This is a genomic window from Cellulomonas marina (assembly GCF_900111925.1).
Taxonomy (GTDB): domain Bacteria; phylum Actinomycetota; class Actinomycetes; order Actinomycetales; family Cellulomonadaceae; genus Cellulomonas; species Cellulomonas marina.
In genome coordinates this window covers 130,657-148,949 of the sequence record NZ_FOKA01000008.1, presented here as the reverse complement: position 1 = coordinate 148,949, position 18,293 = coordinate 130,657, and the positions used below count along the sequence as shown (strand labels likewise).

General features: G+C 77.0%; 14 protein-coding genes. 2 read left to right on the top strand and 12 right to left on the bottom strand.

Features of this window, described 5'->3' with window-relative positions:
* Positions 1-13 precede the first annotated feature (13 nt).
* From BM048_RS10370 to BM048_RS10345, 6 genes are all read right to left on the bottom strand, one after another.
* Positions 14-1,312 carry a ComEC/Rec2 family competence protein gene (locus BM048_RS10370; protein WP_090032912.1) on the bottom strand — a complete coding sequence of 433 codons (1,299 nt, stop codon included), beginning with the start codon at positions 1,310-1,312 and terminating at the stop codon, positions 14-16.
* A 398-nt stretch (positions 1,313-1,710) separates the two neighbouring features.
* Entirely contained in the window at positions 1,711-2,757 is a 1,047-nt protein-coding gene (locus BM048_RS10365) for a ComEA family DNA-binding protein (protein WP_203708654.1), read from the bottom strand.
* Between the two features lie 143 nt (positions 2,758-2,900).
* Positions 2,901-5,822 (bottom strand): leucine--tRNA ligase, encoded by a 2,922-nt coding sequence (gene leuS / locus BM048_RS10360; RefSeq protein ID WP_090032910.1) that lies wholly within the window; start codon positions 5,820-5,822, stop codon positions 2,901-2,903.
* Positions 5,819-7,180, bottom strand: coding sequence for an MFS transporter (locus BM048_RS10355; RefSeq protein ID WP_373308379.1), 1,362 nt, complete (start codon positions 7,178-7,180; stop codon positions 5,819-5,821). The genes leuS and BM048_RS10355 overlap by 4 nt, the downstream gene beginning before the upstream one ends.
* Before the next feature lie 99 nt (positions 7,181-7,279).
* Entirely contained in the window at positions 7,280-7,993 is a 714-nt protein-coding gene (locus BM048_RS10350; RefSeq protein ID WP_090032909.1) for a metal-dependent transcriptional regulator, read from the bottom strand.
* Positions 7,990-9,111 (bottom strand): sigma-70 family RNA polymerase sigma factor, encoded by a 1,122-nt coding sequence (locus BM048_RS10345; protein WP_239078576.1) that lies wholly within the window; start codon positions 9,109-9,111, stop codon positions 7,990-7,992. The genes BM048_RS10350 and BM048_RS10345 overlap by 4 nt, the downstream gene beginning before the upstream one ends.
* Positions 9,112-9,249: 138 nt before the next feature.
* Between BM048_RS10345 and BM048_RS10340 the strand changes: the two genes are divergently transcribed.
* Complete coding sequence (locus tag BM048_RS10340; protein ID WP_090032993.1) at positions 9,250-9,651, top strand: VOC family protein; 402 nt, start codon at positions 9,250-9,252, stop codon at positions 9,649-9,651.
* A gap of 6 nt (positions 9,652-9,657) precedes the next feature.
* Here the strand turns inward: BM048_RS10340 and BM048_RS18770 are convergent, their stop codons facing one another.
* Positions 9,658-11,649 carry a metallophosphoesterase gene (locus tag BM048_RS18770; RefSeq protein ID WP_239078577.1) on the bottom strand — a complete coding sequence of 664 codons (1,992 nt, stop codon included), beginning with the start codon at positions 11,647-11,649 and terminating at the stop codon, positions 9,658-9,660.
* Complete coding sequence (locus tag BM048_RS10330; protein ID WP_090032908.1) at positions 11,619-12,395, bottom strand: LLM class F420-dependent oxidoreductase; 777 nt, start codon at positions 12,393-12,395, stop codon at positions 11,619-11,621. Before BM048_RS10330 ends, BM048_RS18770 begins: the two co-directional genes overlap by 31 nt.
* 98 nt (positions 12,396-12,493) lie before the next feature.
* Here BM048_RS10330 and BM048_RS10325 point away from each other — a divergent pair, with 98 nt between their 5' ends.
* Positions 12,494-13,615, top strand: a complete 1,122-nt coding sequence (locus BM048_RS10325; protein WP_090032907.1) for a glutathione S-transferase family protein — start codon at positions 12,494-12,496, stop codon at positions 13,613-13,615.
* A gap of 122 nt (positions 13,616-13,737) precedes the next feature.
* Here BM048_RS10325 and BM048_RS10320 read toward each other — a convergent pair whose 3' ends face one another.
* The 4 genes from BM048_RS10320 to BM048_RS10305 form a co-directional block, all read right to left on the bottom strand.
* Positions 13,738-14,910: an ABC transporter permease gene (locus tag BM048_RS10320; RefSeq protein WP_090032905.1), complete on the bottom strand. Its 1,173-nt coding sequence runs from the start codon at positions 14,908-14,910 to the stop codon at positions 13,738-13,740.
* Positions 14,907-15,881 carry an ABC transporter ATP-binding protein gene (locus tag BM048_RS10315; RefSeq protein WP_090032903.1) on the bottom strand — a complete coding sequence of 325 codons (975 nt, stop codon included), beginning with the start codon at positions 15,879-15,881 and terminating at the stop codon, positions 14,907-14,909. The genes BM048_RS10320 and BM048_RS10315 overlap by 4 nt, the downstream gene beginning before the upstream one ends.
* A gap of 161 nt (positions 15,882-16,042) precedes the next feature.
* On the bottom strand, positions 16,043-16,846 hold the full coding sequence (locus BM048_RS10310; protein ID WP_090032902.1) for a response regulator: 804 nt from the start codon (positions 16,844-16,846) through the stop codon (positions 16,043-16,045).
* Positions 16,843-18,279, bottom strand: a complete 1,437-nt coding sequence (locus tag BM048_RS10305; protein WP_239078578.1) for a sensor histidine kinase — start codon at positions 18,277-18,279, stop codon at positions 16,843-16,845. Before BM048_RS10305 ends, BM048_RS10310 begins: the two co-directional genes overlap by 4 nt.
* Positions 18,280-18,293: the final 14 nt, after the last annotated feature.

Genomic DNA, 18,293 nt, shown 5'->3' with positions numbered 1-18,293 from the left:
ACCCGTCGCCGGCTCACCGCCGGCGCAGCAGGAGCCCGGCCAGGCCCGCTCCGGCCGCCGCCAGGAGCACCGCGCCGGCGGTCCCCGGCACCCACGGCACGTCGGCACCGGGCAGCCCCGCCAGCGTCCGCGCGACGGCCGCCACCCACCAGCACGCCGCCCCGGCCACGTGGGCGCAGACGGCCGCCACGCCGGGTGCGACCGGGTCCAGCAGGGCCGTGAGGAGGCCGAGGACCGTGGCGGGCACGACGGCCGGCGCCGCCAGCAGGTTCGCCGGGACCGCCCACAGCCCCGCCCCGCCGCCGACGACGACGACGAGCGGCCCGCAGGCGAGCTGCGCGGCCACGGGCACCGCCAGCGCGGTCGCCGCGGCGCGGCCCAGGCGACCCTCCCACCGCCGCACGAGCGCCGGTGCCAGCAGGACGACCGCCGCGGTGGCCGTCACGGACAGCGCCGTCCCCAGGTCCCGCGCCCGCCACGGGTCCGCGACCAGCAGCACGACGACGGCGGCGGCGAGGGCGGCGGGCGCCCGCGACGGCCGCCCCACGAGCATGCCCAGCACGCCGACCGCCCCCATGGCGGCGGCGCGCACGACGCTCGGGACGGGGTGCACGACGAGCAGGAGCGCGGCCCCGGCGACGAGGGCGACGGCGGCGCGAGCCCGTGCCGGCACGCGCGCCGCGCCGGCCAGCGCGAGCACCAGCCCCGCCACGGTGGAGAAGTGCGCGCCGCTGACGGCGGTCAGGTGCGTGAGGCCGCTCGTCCGCAACGCCGCCCGCAGGTCATCGGGAACCCCGGCGGTGCTGCCGACGGCGACGCCCGGCAGCAGGGCACCCGCGTCGCCGCCGACCCCGCCGGCCTGCCGCCGCACCCCGTCCCGCAGCCGCTGCGACCAGCGGTCGAGCGCAGCCGGGCCGGCGGAGCTCAGCACGGGTCCGCCGGCGAGGACGAGGGCGGCCGCGTCCTCGCCGGCGGCGGTCGGCACGGCCCGGCCCGTCACGCGGACCCGGTCGCCTTGACCCGCCGGCGGGGCGCCGGCGGGGGCGAGGACGACGACCGGCGCGGCCGCCCGGACGGCGGGCCCGTCCCCGACGGCGAGCGCGTCGACGGCGACGACCACCCGCAGGCGGGCGGGGGCACCCGGCCACGGCGCGGGGAGCGGCGACGGGTCGCCCGCCACCCGGCCGTCGACCGTCACCACGGCCCCCTCCCGCGCCGCAGCACGCACCGGGTCCCGTGCGAGCACCTGTGCCGACCCCGCCGCGAGCACCGCCGCCGCCACGAGAAGGGCGAGCCCGACCGCCGGCCTCACCCCCGTCCCCGGTCCTCCCTCCGCCCTCGCCCTCCTCCCCGCCCTCCTCGTCGCCCTCCTCGTCGCCCTCCTCGTCGCCCTCCTCGTCGCCCTCCTCGTCGCCCCCGTCCTCGTGCCCGTCCCGGCCGCTGCCCCTGCCCGGCGTCGCGCCGCGGGTGGGACCGGTGGGCGTGCAGCGGGCAGGGCCACGAGGACCGCCGCCAGCAGCGCCGCGACGGCCGCAGCCGCCGCCATGGCGACCGGGAGCAGCACCACCGACCAGGCCGCCGCCCACGCGGTGAGCGCGGCCGGCACGAGCCGCAGGTCCAGGACCTCGGGCAGCGGGCCGTCGGGCTCCGGCCGTCCGCGGAGGGCCGGGCCCGAGCGGCGGTGCACCGGGGCGACGCCCCGCGCCCGTCTCACGACCGCACCGTCACCAGCGGCTCGAGCCGCTCCAGCAGCGTCGGCCCGATCCCCTCGACGTCGCCGAGCTGCGCCACGGCGGTGAAGGGCGTCGTCGCGCGGTGGTCCAGGATGCGCTGGGCCAGCACGGGCCCGATCCCCGGCAGCGCGTCGAGCTGCGCGAGGGTCGCGGTCCCGAGGTCGAGCGGGCCGGCGCCCGGGCCGTCGCCGCCCGTCCCGCCCGTGGTCGCCGACCCCGTGGCGGCGTCACCGGTCGACGCGCCGCCACCCGTGGGTGCGGACGCGGGCGGGGTCGCCTCCCCCGGCCGCGGCACGACGACCTGCTCGCCGTCGACGAGGACGCGGGCGAGGTTCAGCGCGGCCAGGTCGGCCGTCGGCAGGGCGCCCCCCGCCGCCGCGACGGCATCGGCCACGCGCGACCCGTCCGGTAGCCGCACCAGGCCCGGTACCGCCACCTGCCCCACCACGTGCACGACCGTCGCGGCGGCGGTGGCGAGCGGCGCCGGCGCGGAACCGGTCGTCCCGACGGTGGGTGCGCCCGTCGGGACACCTCCACCGTCGGACGTGCCGGCCGCCGTCGGTGCCACCGAGGCATCCGTGCCACCAGCCCCTCCGCCCGGGGAGCCGTCCACCGCCACGACGGCCGGCTGCGGCTCGGGGAACGCGACCGGCTCCCCGACGCGCAGCCCCGTCAGCCGCAGCACCACCGCCCCGGCGACGAGCAGGACCGCCACCGCGGCGGCAGCCGCCGCCCGCGGGGTCACGTGCCACCGCACGAGCGGCCCGCGCTCCGCCGCCGGCCGGCGTGCGGCCCGACGCGGGGGGTCGTCCCCGGGGGCGGGGATGCCGGCGGGACCCTCGGACGACACCCCTGCCGCCCGGGACGGCCCGGAGGACGGCGCCCGCACCTCCCCCGTCCGCTCCCCCGTCCGCTCCGCCCCCGACGCCGACGCGCCGAGCGTGCCGCGCCGTTCCGCCAGGAGCGCCGCCAGCCGGTCGGCCGGCGGCCCGCCGGAGGGCCGGGGCGCGTCGGGAGAGGGCACGCCGCGACGCTAGAGCGGTGCCCCCGCCCCGGCGGGAGGAGCCGGGGCGGGACGCGAGCCCGCGACGCGGGCCGGGGCTGGGGACGGCTCGACGAGCAGCCGGCCGCCGCGACGGTCAGGGCCCGACGGTCAGGGCCCGACGGTCAGGCGGGCACGACGTTGACGAGCTTCGGCGCCCGCACGACGACCGTGCGCACCTCGCGGCCGTCGAGCGCCCGCTGGACGGCCGGGTCGGCCAGCGCGAGGGCGCGCAGCTCGTCGTCGGAGACCGAGGGCGGGACCTCGACCCGCCCGCGGACCTTGCCCTGCACCTGCAGGACGCAGGTCTCCGTCTCCTCGACCAGCAGCGCCGGGTCCGCCACGGGGTAGGGCTCGTGCGCCAGCGACCCCTCGTGGCCCAGCCGCTGCCACAGCTCCTCCGCCACGTGCGGCGCGACGGGCGCCAGCATGAGGACCAGCGGCTCCACGGCCGCCCGCGGCGCCGGGTCCAGCGTCGTCAGGTGGTTGTTGAGGACGATGAGCTTGGCGATGGCGGTGTTGACCCGCATCGCCGCCATGTCCTCGGTGACGTCGGCCACCGTGCGGTGCAGCAGGCGCAGCGTCTCCGGCGCCGGTGCGTCCTCCCCCACGACGAGCCTCCCCGTCGCCTCGTCGACGACGTTGCGCCACAGCCGCTGGAGGAACCGCTGCGCCCCCACGACGGTCCGGGTCTCCCACGGGCGCGACAGGTCCAGCGGACCCATGGACATCTCGTACACGCGCAGCGTGTCCGCGCCGTACTGGGCGTACATCTCGTCGGGCGTGACGACGTTCTTCAGGGACTTGCCCATCTTGCCGTACTGCCGGTCGACGGCCTGGCCCTGCCAGCTGTAGCCCGTGGCCGACGCGGCGTCCTCGACGACCTCCTCGGCCGGCACGTGCACGCCGCGCGCGTCCGTGTAGGCGTACGCCTGGATGTACCCCTGGTTGAACAGGCGCTGGAACGGCTCGCCCGACGAGACGTGGCCCAGGTCGTGCAGGACCTTGTGCCAGAACCGCGCGTACAGCAGGTGCAGCACCGCGTGCTCCACGCCGCCGACGTACAGATCCACGCCGCCCACGCCGCCGGGCGGCTGGTGCCCGTGCCCCGGGCCGAGCCAGTACCGCTCGAGCTCGGGGTCGACCACCGCGTCCTGCGACCGCGGGTCCAGGTAGCGCAGGTGGTACCAGCACGACCCCGCCCAGTTGGGCATCGTGTTGGTGTCCCGCCGGTACACCCTCGGCCCGTCGCCCAGGTCCAGGGTCACGTGGACCCATGCGTCGTCGCGGCCCAGCGGCGGCTCCGGGGACGACTGCGCGTCCTGCGGGTCGAACGTGCGCGGCGCGTAGTCGGGCACGTCGGGCAGGTCGACCGGCAGGCTCTCCAGCGGCAGCGCGATCGGCAGGTCGTGCTCGTCGTAGACGATCGGGAACGGCTCGCCCCAGTAGCGCTGCCGGCTGAACAGCCAGTCGCGCAGCCGGTAGGTGATCGTCCGCTCGCCGACGCCCCGCTCCTCCAGCCACGCCCCGACGGCCTCCTTGGCCTCGGTGACGCGCATCCCGTCGAGCTGGAGGTGCTCGTTCGACGAGGCCGTCACCACGCCGTCGCCGGTGCGGGGGCCCTCGCCCTCGCCCTCCAGCGTGTGCACGACCGGCAGGTGGTAGGCCTGCGCGAAGGCGAAGTCGCGCTCGTCGCCGCCCGGGACGGCCATGATCGCGCCCGTGCCGTAGCCCATGAGGACGTAGTCGGCGGTGAAGACCGGCAGCAGGTCGTCGGTCAGCGGGTTGCGCGCGAGGTGCCCGGTGAAGACCCCGGTCTTGCGGCCCGCGTCCGCCTGGCGCTCGACCGCACTGCGGCCGGCGGCGAACGCCCGGTACGCCGCGACCGCCGCCGCGGGGCTGCCGTGGCCGTCCGTCCAGACGTCCTGCGTGCCGTCCGGCCACGCCGCCGGCACCTCGTCGAGCAGCGGGTGCTCGGGCGAGACCACCATGAAGGTCGCGCCGAACAGCGTGTCCGGGCGGGTCGTGAAGACCTCCACCTCGGCTCCGCCGACGACCTCGAACCGGATCCGCGCCCCCGACGAGCGCCCGATCCAGTTGCGCTGCATCGCCTTGACCTTCTCCGGCCAGTCGATGTGCTCCAGGTCGTCCGTCAGGCGGTCCGCGTACGCCGTGATGCGCATGTTCCACTGCCGCAGGCTGCGCTGGAACACGGGGAAGTTGCCGCGCTCGGAGCGGCCGTCGGCCGTGACCTCCTCGTTGGCCAGCACGGTCCCCAGGCCCGGGCACCAGTTGACCGGGGTCTCGGACACGTACGCCAGGCGGCTCGCGTCGAGCACGCGGCGGCGCGCCACGGCGTCCAGCGCGGACCAGGCCACGCCCGCGGGCACCCCGTCGAGGGCCGGGACGGGACGGGTGCCCGCCGCGTACTCCGCCTCGAGCTCCGCGATCGGCCGCGCGCGGCCGCGGCCGCCGTCGGGGCGCGGCGCGTCCTCGTCGTACCAGGAGCCGAAGACCTGCAGGAAGATCCACTGGGTCCAGCGCACGTAGTCCGGGTCGATGGTCGCGAAGGAGCGCCGCGCGTCGTGCGCCAGGCCCAGGCGGCGCAGCTGGCGCTGCATGATGGCGATGTTGGCCTCGGTCGTCGTGCGGGGGTGCTGGCCCGTCTGCACCGCGTACTGCTCCGCCGGCAGGCCGAAGGCGTCGAAACCCAGCGCGTGCAGGACGTTGTCCCCCTGCATGCGGCGGAACCGCCCGACGACGTCCGTGGCGATGTACCCCAGCGGGTGCCCGACGTGCAGGCCCGCGCCCGAGGGGTACGGGAACATGTCCATCACCATGAACGCCGGCGCGGTCGGGTCGGCGTGCCTGCCCTCGCCGTCCGTCAGGTGGCCCGAGGGGTTGGGGGTGAAGAAGGTGCCGCGGCGGGCCCACTCGTCCTGCCACGCGAGCTCGATCCGCTCCGCGAGCGCGGCCGTGTAGCGGAACGGCGTCTCGGAGGAGGTGCCGACGGGGGCACCGGGGCTCGCAGCGGTCTCAGCACTCACCGGGCGATCGTACCGACGCCCGCCGACACACCCGCCGACGCGGCGGCCGACCCAGCGGCCGGGGTGGCCGCCGACGCGGCCGCGGACGCCGCCGCGGACGCGACCGCGGGGGTGGCCACGGCGTGCGGCGCCGGCTGGCGCCCCGCGACCAGGAGGACGACGAGGCCGACGACCGTCACGGCGGCACCGGCCCAGGCCGGCGCCACGTACCCGTACCCGGCGGCGATGACCAGCCCGCCGAGCCACGCCCCGCCGGCGTTGCCCACGTTCAGCGCCGAGTGGCACAGCGCCGCCCCGAGCGACGGGGCCGCGGGGGCCAGGTCCATGAGCCGGGTCTGCAGGGCGAGCCCGAGCACCTGCGTGACGACCCCGAGTGCGACGAGCGCCAGCACGGCCGGCACGGGGAAGGGCGCCACGAGACCGACGACGACGAGCACCGCTGCCGTGGCGACCATGCCGCCCAGCACCGTGCCCAGCACCGACCGGTCGGCCAGCCGCCCGCCCAGGAGCGTCCCGACGGTCATCCCGACCCCGAACAGCCCGAGCACGAGCGGGACGGTGCCGACGCCGAGGCCCGTGACGTCGGTGAGCAGCGGCTTGACGTAGGAGTAGACGGCGAACATGCCGCCGAAGCCGACCGCGCCGCCGCCGACGGCGACCCACAACGGGCCGCTCCGGAGCGCCCCGAGCTCGCCGGCGACGCTCGACCCCGCCGGCACGGGCAGGGACGGGGCCCGCAGGAGGAGGGCCAGCACCGTCGCCAGGCCCAGGAGCCCGACGCCCGTGAACGACCAGCGCCAGCCCACCGCCGTCCCGACGACGGCCGTCAGGGGGACGCCGACCGCGCAGGCCAGGGTGAGCCCGGTCATCATCGCCGCGACGGCCCGCCCCCGCCGCGCCGGCCCGACGACGGCCGTGCCGAGCACCGCACCCACCCCGAAGAAGGCGCCGTGCGGCAGCCCGGCGACGAACCGCGCGAGCACGAGCCAGCCCAGGTCGGCGGCGAACGCCGAGGCCGCGTTGCCCAGCGTGAAGGCGACCATGAGCGCGACGAGCAGCGGCCGGCGGTCCACCCGGGCCGCCAGCGCGGTGATGACGGGCGCGCCGACGACGACGCCCAGGGCGTACGCGGTGATGGCGTGCCCGGCGCCCGGGATGCTGGCACCCAGGTCGTCGGCGATCTCGGGCAGCAGGCCCATGGTCGCGAACTCCGTGGTGCCGATGCTGAAGCCGCCGAGGGCCAGGGCGAGCAGCGCGGCCCGCGCGCGGCCAGGCGTCAGCCGCTCGTGCAGGGGCGCGGGACCGGGCGCGGGAGTGGGCGCGGGAGAGGGGTCGACGACGGGGGCGGACGGCTGCACGGCTGCTCCGGGGCGGGACCGATCGTTCGACGCCGAGCGTCGAAACGATTCGAGAACGGGGCGGGAGCGCCGTCGACAACCCGCGGGGACGCGCCCAGCCTAGGGCAGCGGCTCGGGCGGCGAGCCCTCCCCGGGGGCTGCCAGCCAGATCGCCGCCGCGGCCGCCGGGCCGAGGTCCACCTCCCGGCCCGGGCCGTCCGGCCCCAGCACCGCGAGCCCCACGACGCCGGCCGCCGCCGGCCGGTCGAGCACGCGGACCCGGGCGTCCAGCACGACGCCCACGCCCTCGAGGTAGCGCAGCAGCGCCGGGTCCGCGTCGGAGATGCGCACGACCTGGCCCTCCCCCGGCGCCGCCACGTCGGCGGTCACGGCGACGGGCAGGTGCTCCGTCCCGTCCGCGTCCGGGATGGGGTCGCCGTGCGGGTCGCGCCGCGGGTGGCCCAGGTGCTCCGCCAGCGCCTCGACGAAACGCGCCGAGACCGCGTGCTCGAGCACCTCGGCCTCGTCGTGCACCTCGTCCCACCCGTAGCCGAGCACCTGGACGAGGAAGGTCTCGATGAGCCGGTGGCGGCGGACGACCGCGACGGCGTGCCGCCGACCCTCCGCCGTCAGCCCGACGGCGCCGTAGGGCGCGTGCTCGAGCAGGCCGGCGTCCGCCAGCCGCCGGACCGTCTCCGACACGGTCGACGGCGCGACCCCGAGGCGCCGCGCGAGCATGGTCGTCGTCACCTGCTGCTGCGACCACTCCTGGGCCGACCAGACGACCTTGAGGTAGTCCTCGGCGACGGCCGTCAGGACGGGCGGGGTGCTCACCCGGCCGCCGTGCCGGCCCCCGCGCCCGCGCCCGACCCGGCGCTCGCCGCCGTGCCCGCTCCCGTGCGGGTCGGTCCCGCCGTCGTCGGGAGGACCGACGGCAGCCCGAACCGGGCGAACAGCTCCGCACCGCCGAAGAAGGCGACGACGTGCCGCACCCCGTCCGGCCCCAGCGTCAGCTGCTGGACGTGGAAGGCGCGGTGCACCCCGTCCTCGTCCTGCATGTAGAGCGCGAGCGCGGGCAGGCCGTTGGCCGAGGTCCGCACGAGACGCTGGCTGTCCGGGCCGGTGGCCGGGCACCACGTGGAGATGAGCCGGCCGACCTGCTCGGCGCCGCGGTACCAGGCGGGGTAGGGAGGCATCTCCCAGACGACGTCCGCCGCGAGCAGCTCGACGATGCCGGCCACGTCGTAGCGCTCGAACGCCTCGACGTAGCGCTCGACGAGCGCCTGCCCCCGCTCGTCCAGCGGCGCGGGTGGCGCGTCCGCGTCGAGGCGCGCGACCTGGGCGCGGGCGCGCTGGAGCGTGGAGTTCACGCCCGCGACCGTCAGCCCGAGCGCCTCCGCCACCTCGGCCGCGCTCCACGCCAGCACCTCGCGCAGGAGCAGGACCGCGCGCTGCTGGGCGGTGAGGTGCTGCAGGGCGGCCACGAAGGCGAGGCGGATGCTGTCCCGCTCGACCGCCTGCTCCGCGGGGTCGACGGGCGTCTCGACGAGCACGAGGCGGTCGGGCATCGGCTCGAGCCAGGGCACCGCCTCGTCGACGAGCGGCTGGTGCGCGGGGTCCGCCGGGGCGCCGATGCCGGTGGGCAACGGGCGGCGGGCGCGACCCTCGAGGTGGGTGAGGCAGGCGTTGGTCGCGATGCGGAACATCCAGGTACGCAGCGAGGACCGCTGCTCGAAGCCGTGCAGCGCGCGCCAGGCGCGCAGGTAGGTCTCCTGCAGCAGGTCCTCCGCGTCGTGCACCGACCCGGTCATGCGGTAGCAGTGCGCCAGGATCTCCCGGCGCATCGGGTCGGTGGCGGCGCGGAACGCGTCCTCCGTCGGGGGGTCCGGCAGGGCCGGCGCGGTCGTCTTCACGGTGGCGGTGACGGTGCCGGGGGGCGTGGTGAGGGTCACGTCGCCGAACCTAGCAACGCCCTCCGACACGGAACAGGGGTCGCGACGACCGGCGGCCCGATGAGTCCGCGGTCACCGGTCCAGCCGGGTGCCAGCAGCAGCGCACGACCGACCGGAACGAGGCACCCCGTGCAGCGCATGATCTTCGTCAACCTGCCCGTCGCCGACATCGCGACCTCCCGCACCTTCTACACGGGGCTCGGGTTCGGCATCAACGAGGTGTTCTCCGACGAGCACTGCCTGTCGGTGATCGTCTCGGACACCATCGTCGTCATGCTGCTCGACCACGAGCGGTTCGCCGACTTCGTCACCGGCCCGATCGCCGACGCGCGTCAGGTCACGCAGGTGCTCAACTGCCTGTCGGCCGGCTCGCGCGAGGAGGTCGACGCCTTCGTGGACGCCGCCATCACGCACGGCGGCAAGGAGTACCGGGCACCCATGGACGCCGGCGAGATGTACGGCCGCGCCGTGGCGGACCCGGACGGGCACGTCTGGGAGATCATGCACATGGCCGTGCCCGAGGGCGGCTGGGGCATGTGACCGTCCCTACGCGGGCTCCGGCGGTGCGCCCCCACCGCCCGGCACGGTGTCCACCGGCGGGAGCGCCGGCCAGGGCAGGCGCTCCGACACCGAGGCGCCCGCATCCGTGCCGACGGAGACGACGCGCAGGTCGACGAACAGCCGCGTCACCGGGTCCCACCGCAGCACGGTCAGCTCGGCGGTGCCCCGCAACGGCCCGATCGTCGGCTGGCCGAGCGTCGCGCCGGCGGTCGACGAGGACACGTAGCGCACGCCCTGCCCGACGACCTCGGGCCCGACCCGCTGGTGCAGGTGCCCGCTGATCTGGGCCGGCGCGCAGCCCTCGTCGAGCACGTCGGTCCCGACGTCGGGCGTGTGCACGAGGAGCAGGTCGACCCCCGCCTCGTCGGCGCACGCGGCCTCCGCCAGCCGGGCCGCCACCTCGACGGCCGGCTCCCGGCTGCGCGTGCCGCCGGCGCCCACCCGCGTCTCGGCCGGGTCGTGGTCGCCGAGGATCCGCAGGCCCGCCACCTCGACGACGCCCCCGTCGAGCACCGTCGCCCCCGCGCGGGCGTACGTCGCGCTCGTCGTGACCGAGTCGTGGTTCCCCGGCGACGTCACCACGGGGACGGCGTCGGGGACGGCCCGCGCGAAGGTGCGCACGCAGTAGTCCTCGACCGCCGTGCCGTCGACGGTGGTGTCGCCGGCGTCGACCACGAGGTCGGCCCCGGCCAGCCGCACGAGCGTCGTGATGAGGGGGGCCATCCCGACGTTGCAGTGCAGGTCCGAGACCACGACGACCGTGACCGGCTCCTCCGCCTGCTCAGCCGTCGCGCTCGGGCTGCTCCTCGGGCTGCCGCTCGCCCCGGGGACGCCCGGGGGCGCGAGGTCGCCCACCCCGCCGGAGAGCCCGCCCTCGTCGGCCTCCCCCCCACCGACCTGACCCTCGTCCGCCGGCGCCTCGTCGGTCGGTGCCTCGCCCACCGGACCCTCGGCGACCGGACCCTCGTCGGCCGGCGCCTCGCCCACCGGACCCTCGCCGACCGGACCCTCGCCGGCCGGTGCCTCGCCGACCTGGCCCTCGTCGTCCTGGCCCTCGTCGTCCTGGCCCTCGTCGTCCTGGCCCCCCTCGGTCGACGGGAGCGTCGCGTCGCCCTCCGGGTCGGGCCGCTCCTCCCAGGCGGCGACGAGCGCGTCGTCGGCACGGGCGTAGAACTCCTGGTTGTCCCGGATGGCGCCGACGACGACGCGTCCCAGCGTGTCCACGACGCCGCCCAGACGACCGGTGACGCGTGCGCCCTCCAGCGGCGTGCCGGCGAAGACGGACGCCGACACGGCACGGCCGGCGGGACGCGCCGCCCCCGCCCGGGTGCTGGCCGGCACCAGCGCCAGCACGAGCACCGTGACGAGCCCGGCGCCGACGAGGGCGTGCCGCCGCCGGCGCACGAGCACCGCCAGCTCGCGCCGGCGCGCCGCCCCGAGCAGGACGCGCACCCCGGCCATCGCGAGCGCGCCCAGCAGCAGCACCACCGTGGCCCGCTGCACCGCGTCCTGCACGAGCCCGCGCACCACGTCCTCGACCGCCGCCCCCGGGGCGGTGAAGAACTGCACGTAGCTCTGCGCGTCCTCGCTGAGCGAGGCGAGGGTCGTCGCGGGGTCGACCTCGGACAGCTCCGCGGGGATCTCCCGCACGGTGACGCGCAGCCCGAGCACGGGCACCGGCGAGTCGAGCTGCACCGTGCCCAGCGGCCCGAGGTCGAGCGTCGCCGTGCCGTCGAGCGTCACGGCGTACCGCGCGGCGTGCGGGCCGAAGCCCGCCTCGGTCCGCGCGGTGGTCACGCCGACGAGCAGGGCGGCCAGGACCGCGACCACGACGAGCGCGGAGCGGCGCAGCAGCGTGCGCCGGTCCGGCCGGCGCAGGCGCAGCGGCTGGTTCCAGGCGGCGTCGGCGGGACCGAGGCGCAGGAACGGCCGCCGCGGGGTGGGGGTCAGCGGCGCTCGTCCCGCCAGCGGACCCACTGCTCCACCAGCGACAGGTCGTAGTCCGGACCGCCCGTCCCGACGGTGAAGAGCGTGACGCCCGCGGCCAGCAGCGCGTCCCCCGACTCCGACGGCGGCTCCTGCACGCCGGCCGAGCGCTCCACGAGCGTCGACGTCTCCCGCCCGACGGCCGAGCCGTGCTCGTCGAGGATCGCGCTCTTGCGCGCCACCGTCTCCGCGTCCCCGAAGCCGTGCCAGATGTCCGCGTGCTCGGCCACGACACGCAGCGTCTTGCGCTCCCCGCCGCCGCCGATCATGACGGGGATGTGCCGCGTGGGGGCCGGGTTGCCGGCGGCGAGCCGCGCGGTGATCCGCGGCATCGCGGCCGCCAGGTCGGCGATGCGCGACCCGGCCGTCCCGAACTCGTAGCCGAACCTGTCGTAGTCCTTCTCGAACCAGCCGGCGCCGATGCCGAGGATGAGACGGCCGCCGCTCACGTGGTCCACCGTGCGCGCCATGTCGGCCAGCAGGTCGGGGTTGCGGTAGGAGTTGCAGGTCACGAGGGCGCCGATCTCCACGCGCTCGGTCTGCTCCGCCCAGGCGCCCAGCATGGTCCAGCACTCGAAGTGCTTGCCGTCGGGGTCCCCGTAGAGCGGGTAGAAGTGGTCCCAGTTGAAGATCACGTCCACGCCCAGGTCCTCCGCGCGGAGCACCGCGTCGCGGATCTGGCCGTACTCGGCGTGCTGCGGATGGAGCTGGACACCGATGCGCACGGGGAAGGCCATGCCCGCACCCTACGAGCGGGCACCGACACCCGTCACCCGGAAGGGGCGACGGGCCGACGGGGCGTGCGGGCCCGCCGCGGCGCGGCGAGGATCGGGGCATGACCACGGGCACCCCGACCACGACCCCGACCGGCAGCACGACCGGCAGCACGAGCGGCAGCACGACCGGCAGCACGCCCGGCAGCACGACCGACGCCCACAGCACCCCGGGCGTCTACTCCACCCCCGGCCAGGAGTTCCGCCGGGACACCCGCTACCTCACGACGCGGATCACCGCGGACGGCGCCGAGGGCTGGCCCGTGGAGGCCGGGCGCTACCGGCTCGTCGTCGCGCGCGCCTGCCCCTGGGCCAACCGGGCCATCATCGTCCGGCGGCTGCTGGGCCTGGAGGACGCCCTCTCCATGGGCGTGTGCGGGCCCACGCACGACGAGCGGTCCTGGACCTTCGACCTCGACCCCGACGGGCTCGACCCGGTGCTGCGCATCCCGCGCATCCGCGACGCCTACCTCGCGCGCGACCCGGAGTACCCGCGGGGCATCACGGTGCCGGCCATCGTCGACGTGCCGTCCGGCCAGGTCGTGACGAACGACTTCGCGCGGATCACGCTGGACCTGTCGACGGAGTGGACCGCCTTCCACCGGCCCGGCGCGCCGGCCCTGTACCCCGAGCACCTGCGGGCCGAGATCGACGAGCTGGCCGAGCACGTCTACCGGGACGTCAACAACGGCGTGTACCGCGCGGGCTTCGCGGGCGACCAGGAGTCGTACGAGAAGGCGTACGCGCAGCTCTTCGCGCGGCTGGACACGCTGTCCGAGCACCTGTCCACGCGGCGCTACCTCGTCGGCGACACGATCACCGAGGCGGACGTGCGCCTGTTCACCACGCTCGTGCGCTTCGACCCCGTCTACCACGGGCACTTCAAGTGCAACCGCTCGAAGCTGACGGAGCTGCCGGTCCTGTGGGCCTACGCGCGCGACCTGTTCCAGACCCCCGGCTTCGGCGACACGGTCGACTTCCACGACATCAAGCGGCACTACTACGTCGTCCACCGGGACGTGAACCCCTCGGGGATCGTGCCCGCCGGGCCGGACCTGTCCGGGTGGCTGACGCCGCACGGCCGGCAGGCCCTGGGCGGCCGTCCCTTCGGCGACGGCACGCCCCCCGGTCCCGTCCGCGACGGCGAGCGGGTGCCGGCGGGGCACGGCGCCGAGGCCGCCTGACGACGACCTGACGCGACGACCTGACGCGACGACCCGACGCGACGACCTCACGCGACGCACGCGGCGGCGGCCGGCCCGGCCGACCGCCGCCGCGGCCCCCCGCGCGATCCAGGGAGGGGGCGTCAGTCCCGCTCGCGCAGCGCCGAGCGCAGCCGCACCCGCGTCCCCGTCCGCAGCAGGGACCGCGTGTAGATCCGCGCGGCGACGAGCACGACGACCACCGTCGAGGCCGCGAGCAGCACGAGGGCCAGCAGGGGCTCCCACCAGGCGGCGTCGCCGAAGAACAGCCGCACCGGCATCGCGACCGGCGCGCTGAAGGGGATGTAGGACAGCACCGTCATGACCGTGGCGTTCGAGGAGAAGAACACGACGCCGAAGTACGGGAGCATGACCAGCCACGTCACCGGCTGCAGCACCGAGCCCACGTCCTCGAGCCGGGACACGAGCGAGGCGGACGCGGCGTAGATCGCCGCGAGCAGCGCGAACCCCAGGACGAAGAAGCCCACGAACCAGGCCACCGGCGCGCCGACGAGGGTGAGCAGGTCGTCCTGCCCCGTGACGACGAGCCCGACGACGGCCACGGCGGCGATCGCCGCCACCTGCCCGATGGCCAGCGCGGCGTTGCCGAGGATCTTGCCGGCCATGAGCACCCGCGCCGGCACCGCCGCCAGGAGGATCTCGACGACCCGCGTCTGCTTCTCCTGCACGGTGTTCTGGGCGATCATCGTGCCCGAGCCGAGCGCGGCCATGAAGAACACGAGGCCGAACGCGAACGGCACGAGGAAGCGCAGCGCCTCCGGCGTGGCGTCGGGGTCCGTGAGCTCCACCTCCGGCGTCACCGACAGCGCCTCGACCAGCGCGGTCGGCGCCTCGGTGCGGGCGACGACGAGCACGTCGGCGCCCGTCCCCTCCCCCGACGAGGCCGCCGGCGCGGGCAGGACGGCTGCGTCGACGCCCTCGTCGCGCACGAGCTGCCGGGCCTCGTCGGCGTCGTCGGCCGGCACGGTCTCGAAGCCCTCGCGCCCCTCGAGGGCCGCGCCGGCACCGGCGACGACCGCCACGCGCGTGTCCCCGCCGAACCGGCCGCCGAGCAGCGACGGCAGCACGACGCCCGCCAGCACGACGAGCAGCAGGATGACGGTCGAGACCTGGAAGGACCGCGTCCGGACCTGAGCCAGGACCTCCCGCCCGGCGACGAGGGCCACCAGCGGCCCGGTGCGCGGGGGCGGCGGGACCTCGGGCGCGGTGCGGCCGGGACCGCCGTGGGCGGGGGTGGGGCGGACGTCCGTGCTCATCGGGACACCTCCTGCAGGGACGGGCGGACGGGAGCGGCGGTGCCGTCGGGCGCGGGACCGGTCCCGAGGTCGGACCCGGCGTCCTGCGGGCCGGCGACGACCTCGCGGAAGATCTCCCCCAGGGTGGGCACCACGGGGGCGAAGGTGGTGACCGGACCACGCGCCAGCGCCGTGCGCAGCACCTCCTGCGCGGTGGCCTCGTCGGCCTCGAAGAGCGCGGACCCGCCGGAGAAGGACTCGACGCGCACGCCGGGCACCTGGCGCAGCCAGCCGACGTCCCCGGCCGCGACGAGCTCGTGCCGGCGCGTGCCGTAGCGCTCCCGCAGCTCCTCGCGGGCACCGGCGGCGCGGATGCGGCCGCCGGCGATGATGACCATGTCGTCGCACAGGCGCTCGACGAGGTCGAGCTGGTGGGACGAGAACAGCACCGGCACCCCGGACGCCGCCGTGTCGCTCAGCACGCCGAGGACCACGTCGACCGCGAGCGGGTCGAGACCGGAGAACGGCTCGTCGAGCACGAGCACCTCCGGCCCGTGCACGAGCGCGGCCGCGATCTGGGCGCGCTGCTGGTTGCCCAGCGACAGCGTCTCGACGGGGTCGCCGGCGCGCTCCGCGAGCCCGAGCCGCTCGAGCAGGTCCCCGGCCCGGCGCGCCGCGGCCTCGGCGTCCCAGCCGTGCAGCCGCGCGAGGTAGGTGAGCTGCTCCGCGACCTTCATCTTCGGGTACAGGCCGCGCTCCTCGGGCATGTACCCGAACCGGCGGCGCCGGCCCGCGTCGAGCGGCGTGCCGTCGAGCGTCACGGTGCCGGCGTCGGCGGCCAGCACCCCCAGGACGATCCGCATCGTCGTCGTCTTGCCGGCCCCGTTGCCGCCGACGAAGCCCGTCAGCCGGCCGCGCTGCACGGTGAAGCCCACGTCCTGCAGGACGCGGCGCCCGCCGAAGCTGCGCTCGATCCCCTCCAGCACCAGCACGGTGCACCCCTCTCGTCGTCGGGCTCTCGCCTCGCTCCGACGCTAGGTCCGCCGGGGGCGGCGCGTCCTCCGGCCGCGGACGGATCCTGACGGCCCGGCGAGCCCTCGCGCGGTCGTCGCCGGACGGGGCCCTCCGTCCCGTGGCGGAGGCGGGACGGGTCTCAGCGCCCGACGAGCCCCTGCTCGTGCGCGAGCACGACGGCCTGGACCCGGTCGCGGACGCCGAGCTTCATGAGGACGTTGGACACGTGCGTCTTCACGGTGGCCCGGCCGAGGACCAGGGCCGCCGCGATCTCGTCGTTCGACATGCCGCGCGCGACGAGGCCGAGGACCTCGAGCTCCCGCTCGGTGAGCGTGGCGAGCCGACCGGTCGGTACCGGTGCCGGCGCGGGGGCCGGCGCGGGGGCCGGTGAGGGGGCCGGTGGGGGGACAGGTGCAGGAGCGGGTGGTGGGACCGGTGCCGGAGCCGACCGCGACGCGAGCGCCCCCGCCGCGACGGCGCGCGCGATGACGGCGCGCGTGAGCTCGGGGGCCAGCAGCGCGTCGCCGGCGGCGACGGCCCGCACACCCGCGACGAGCTGCTCGGGCCGCGAGTTCTTCAGCAGGAACCCGCTGGCCCCGGCCGCGAGCGCCTCGACCAGGTAGTCCTCGCGCGCGAAGGTCGTCAGGACCAGGACGTGAGCGTGCACCTCGGGGTCGGCGAGCAGCCGGCGGGTGGCCTCGAGACCGTCCATGTCCGGCATCTGCACGTCCATGCACACGACGTCGGGACGCGTCGCGCGCACGACGTCGAGCGCCTCCGCGCCCGTCGAGGCCTCGCCGACCACCTCGATCCCGGGCTCCGTCCCGAGGATGACGGCGATGCCCGCGCGCAGCAGCGCCTGGTCGTCGACGAGGACGACGCGCACCGGGGCGGTGGTGCCCCGCGCGGTCGTGCCCGGCGCGGTCGTGCCCGGTGCGCTCACGCCCCACCGCCGACGGACGCCCCGACCTCGACGCGACGACGCGGCACCGACGCGCGCACGAGGAAGCCGCCGCCGCGGCGCGGTCCCACGTGCAGCTCGCCTCCGTCCGCCGCGACCCGCTCGCGCATGCCGACGAGCCCGAGCCCGCCGGCGCCCCACCCCGGCGACGACCACGCCGCCTCCCGGCCGCGCCGCGGGCCCCGCCCGTCGTCGGACACCTCGAGCTCCACCGCGTCGTCGAGCCAGCGCAGCCGCACGTCGGCGTGCGCGCCGGGCCCCGCGTGCTTGCGCACGTTCGTCAGCGCCTCCTGCGCGATCCGGTACAGGTTCAGCGAGACGGTCGGCGGCAGCGGCCGCGGCTGCCCGACGACCGCGAGGGTCGCCTCCACGCCCCCCGCCGTCGTCTCGGCGACGAGGGCCGGCAGCCGGTCGACGCCGAGGGAGCCGAGCGCCTCGCGCCGGCCGAAGCTGCCGTCCGCAGACGACGAGCCGTCCGACGCGCCGTCCGACGAGCCGTCCGACGGGCCGCCGCCGGCGGCGTGCGGCGTCGCGTCCGGCGCACCCTCGTCCTGGCGCAACGTCCGCACGAGCCCGTGCAGCTCGGTGAGCGCCTCGCGCGCGGCGCCCTCCACGCCCTCGAGGGCCTCGGCGGCGCGCGGCGGGTCGACGGGCAGCAGGGTCCGCGCCGCCGCCGCGCCCACGCCCATGAGGGAGACGTGGTGGGCGACCGCGTCGTGCAGCTCCCGGGCCAGCCGCAGGCGCTCGATGGTCACCGCCTGCGCCTCGGCCCGCACGCGCTCGGCCTGCAGCAGCCGCGTGCGCAGCGCCGTGCGGGCCCGCTCCCGCGCGGACCGCCAGGCGTGGTCCCCGAACCACCAGGCCCCGGCGAAGAACAGCGCGTTCGTGACGAGCTGGACCAGCGAGAGCGCGACGAAGGGCGAGAACGGTCCGGACGCACCCGGTGGGGCGTCCTCGTCCGCCGCGTCGGCGGACGCCGAGTACAGCGCGACGACGAGCCAGACGAACATCCCCAGCACCACCAGGCCGCGGGTCCAGGACGCCCGCGCCCGCGACGGCTCCCACGCGCCGACGGTGTACAGCGCCATGAACAGCGCGATGTTGCTGATGACCTGCTCGGGGACGTGCAGCAGCCCCCCGACGAGGAACGCGGCGGCCACGACCGCCGCCACCGCCGAGGGCCACCGGCGCCGCACGGCCAGCGGCAGCGTCACCCCGACGAGCGCCGCCACGGACACGGCGCCCGACGCCGGTTCCGGGTAGAACCCCGCCGACCGGTACAGGACCATCGTGAGGACCGCGGCGACCAGCAGGACGCCGGCCAGCGCGGCGTCGGCGCGCAGCTCGCCCCCGGAGGGGCGGGGCCGCGACCAGCCGGGGGCGTCCGGGTCCGCGGGGTCGGGCGCGTCGGTCACGCCCCGCACGCTAC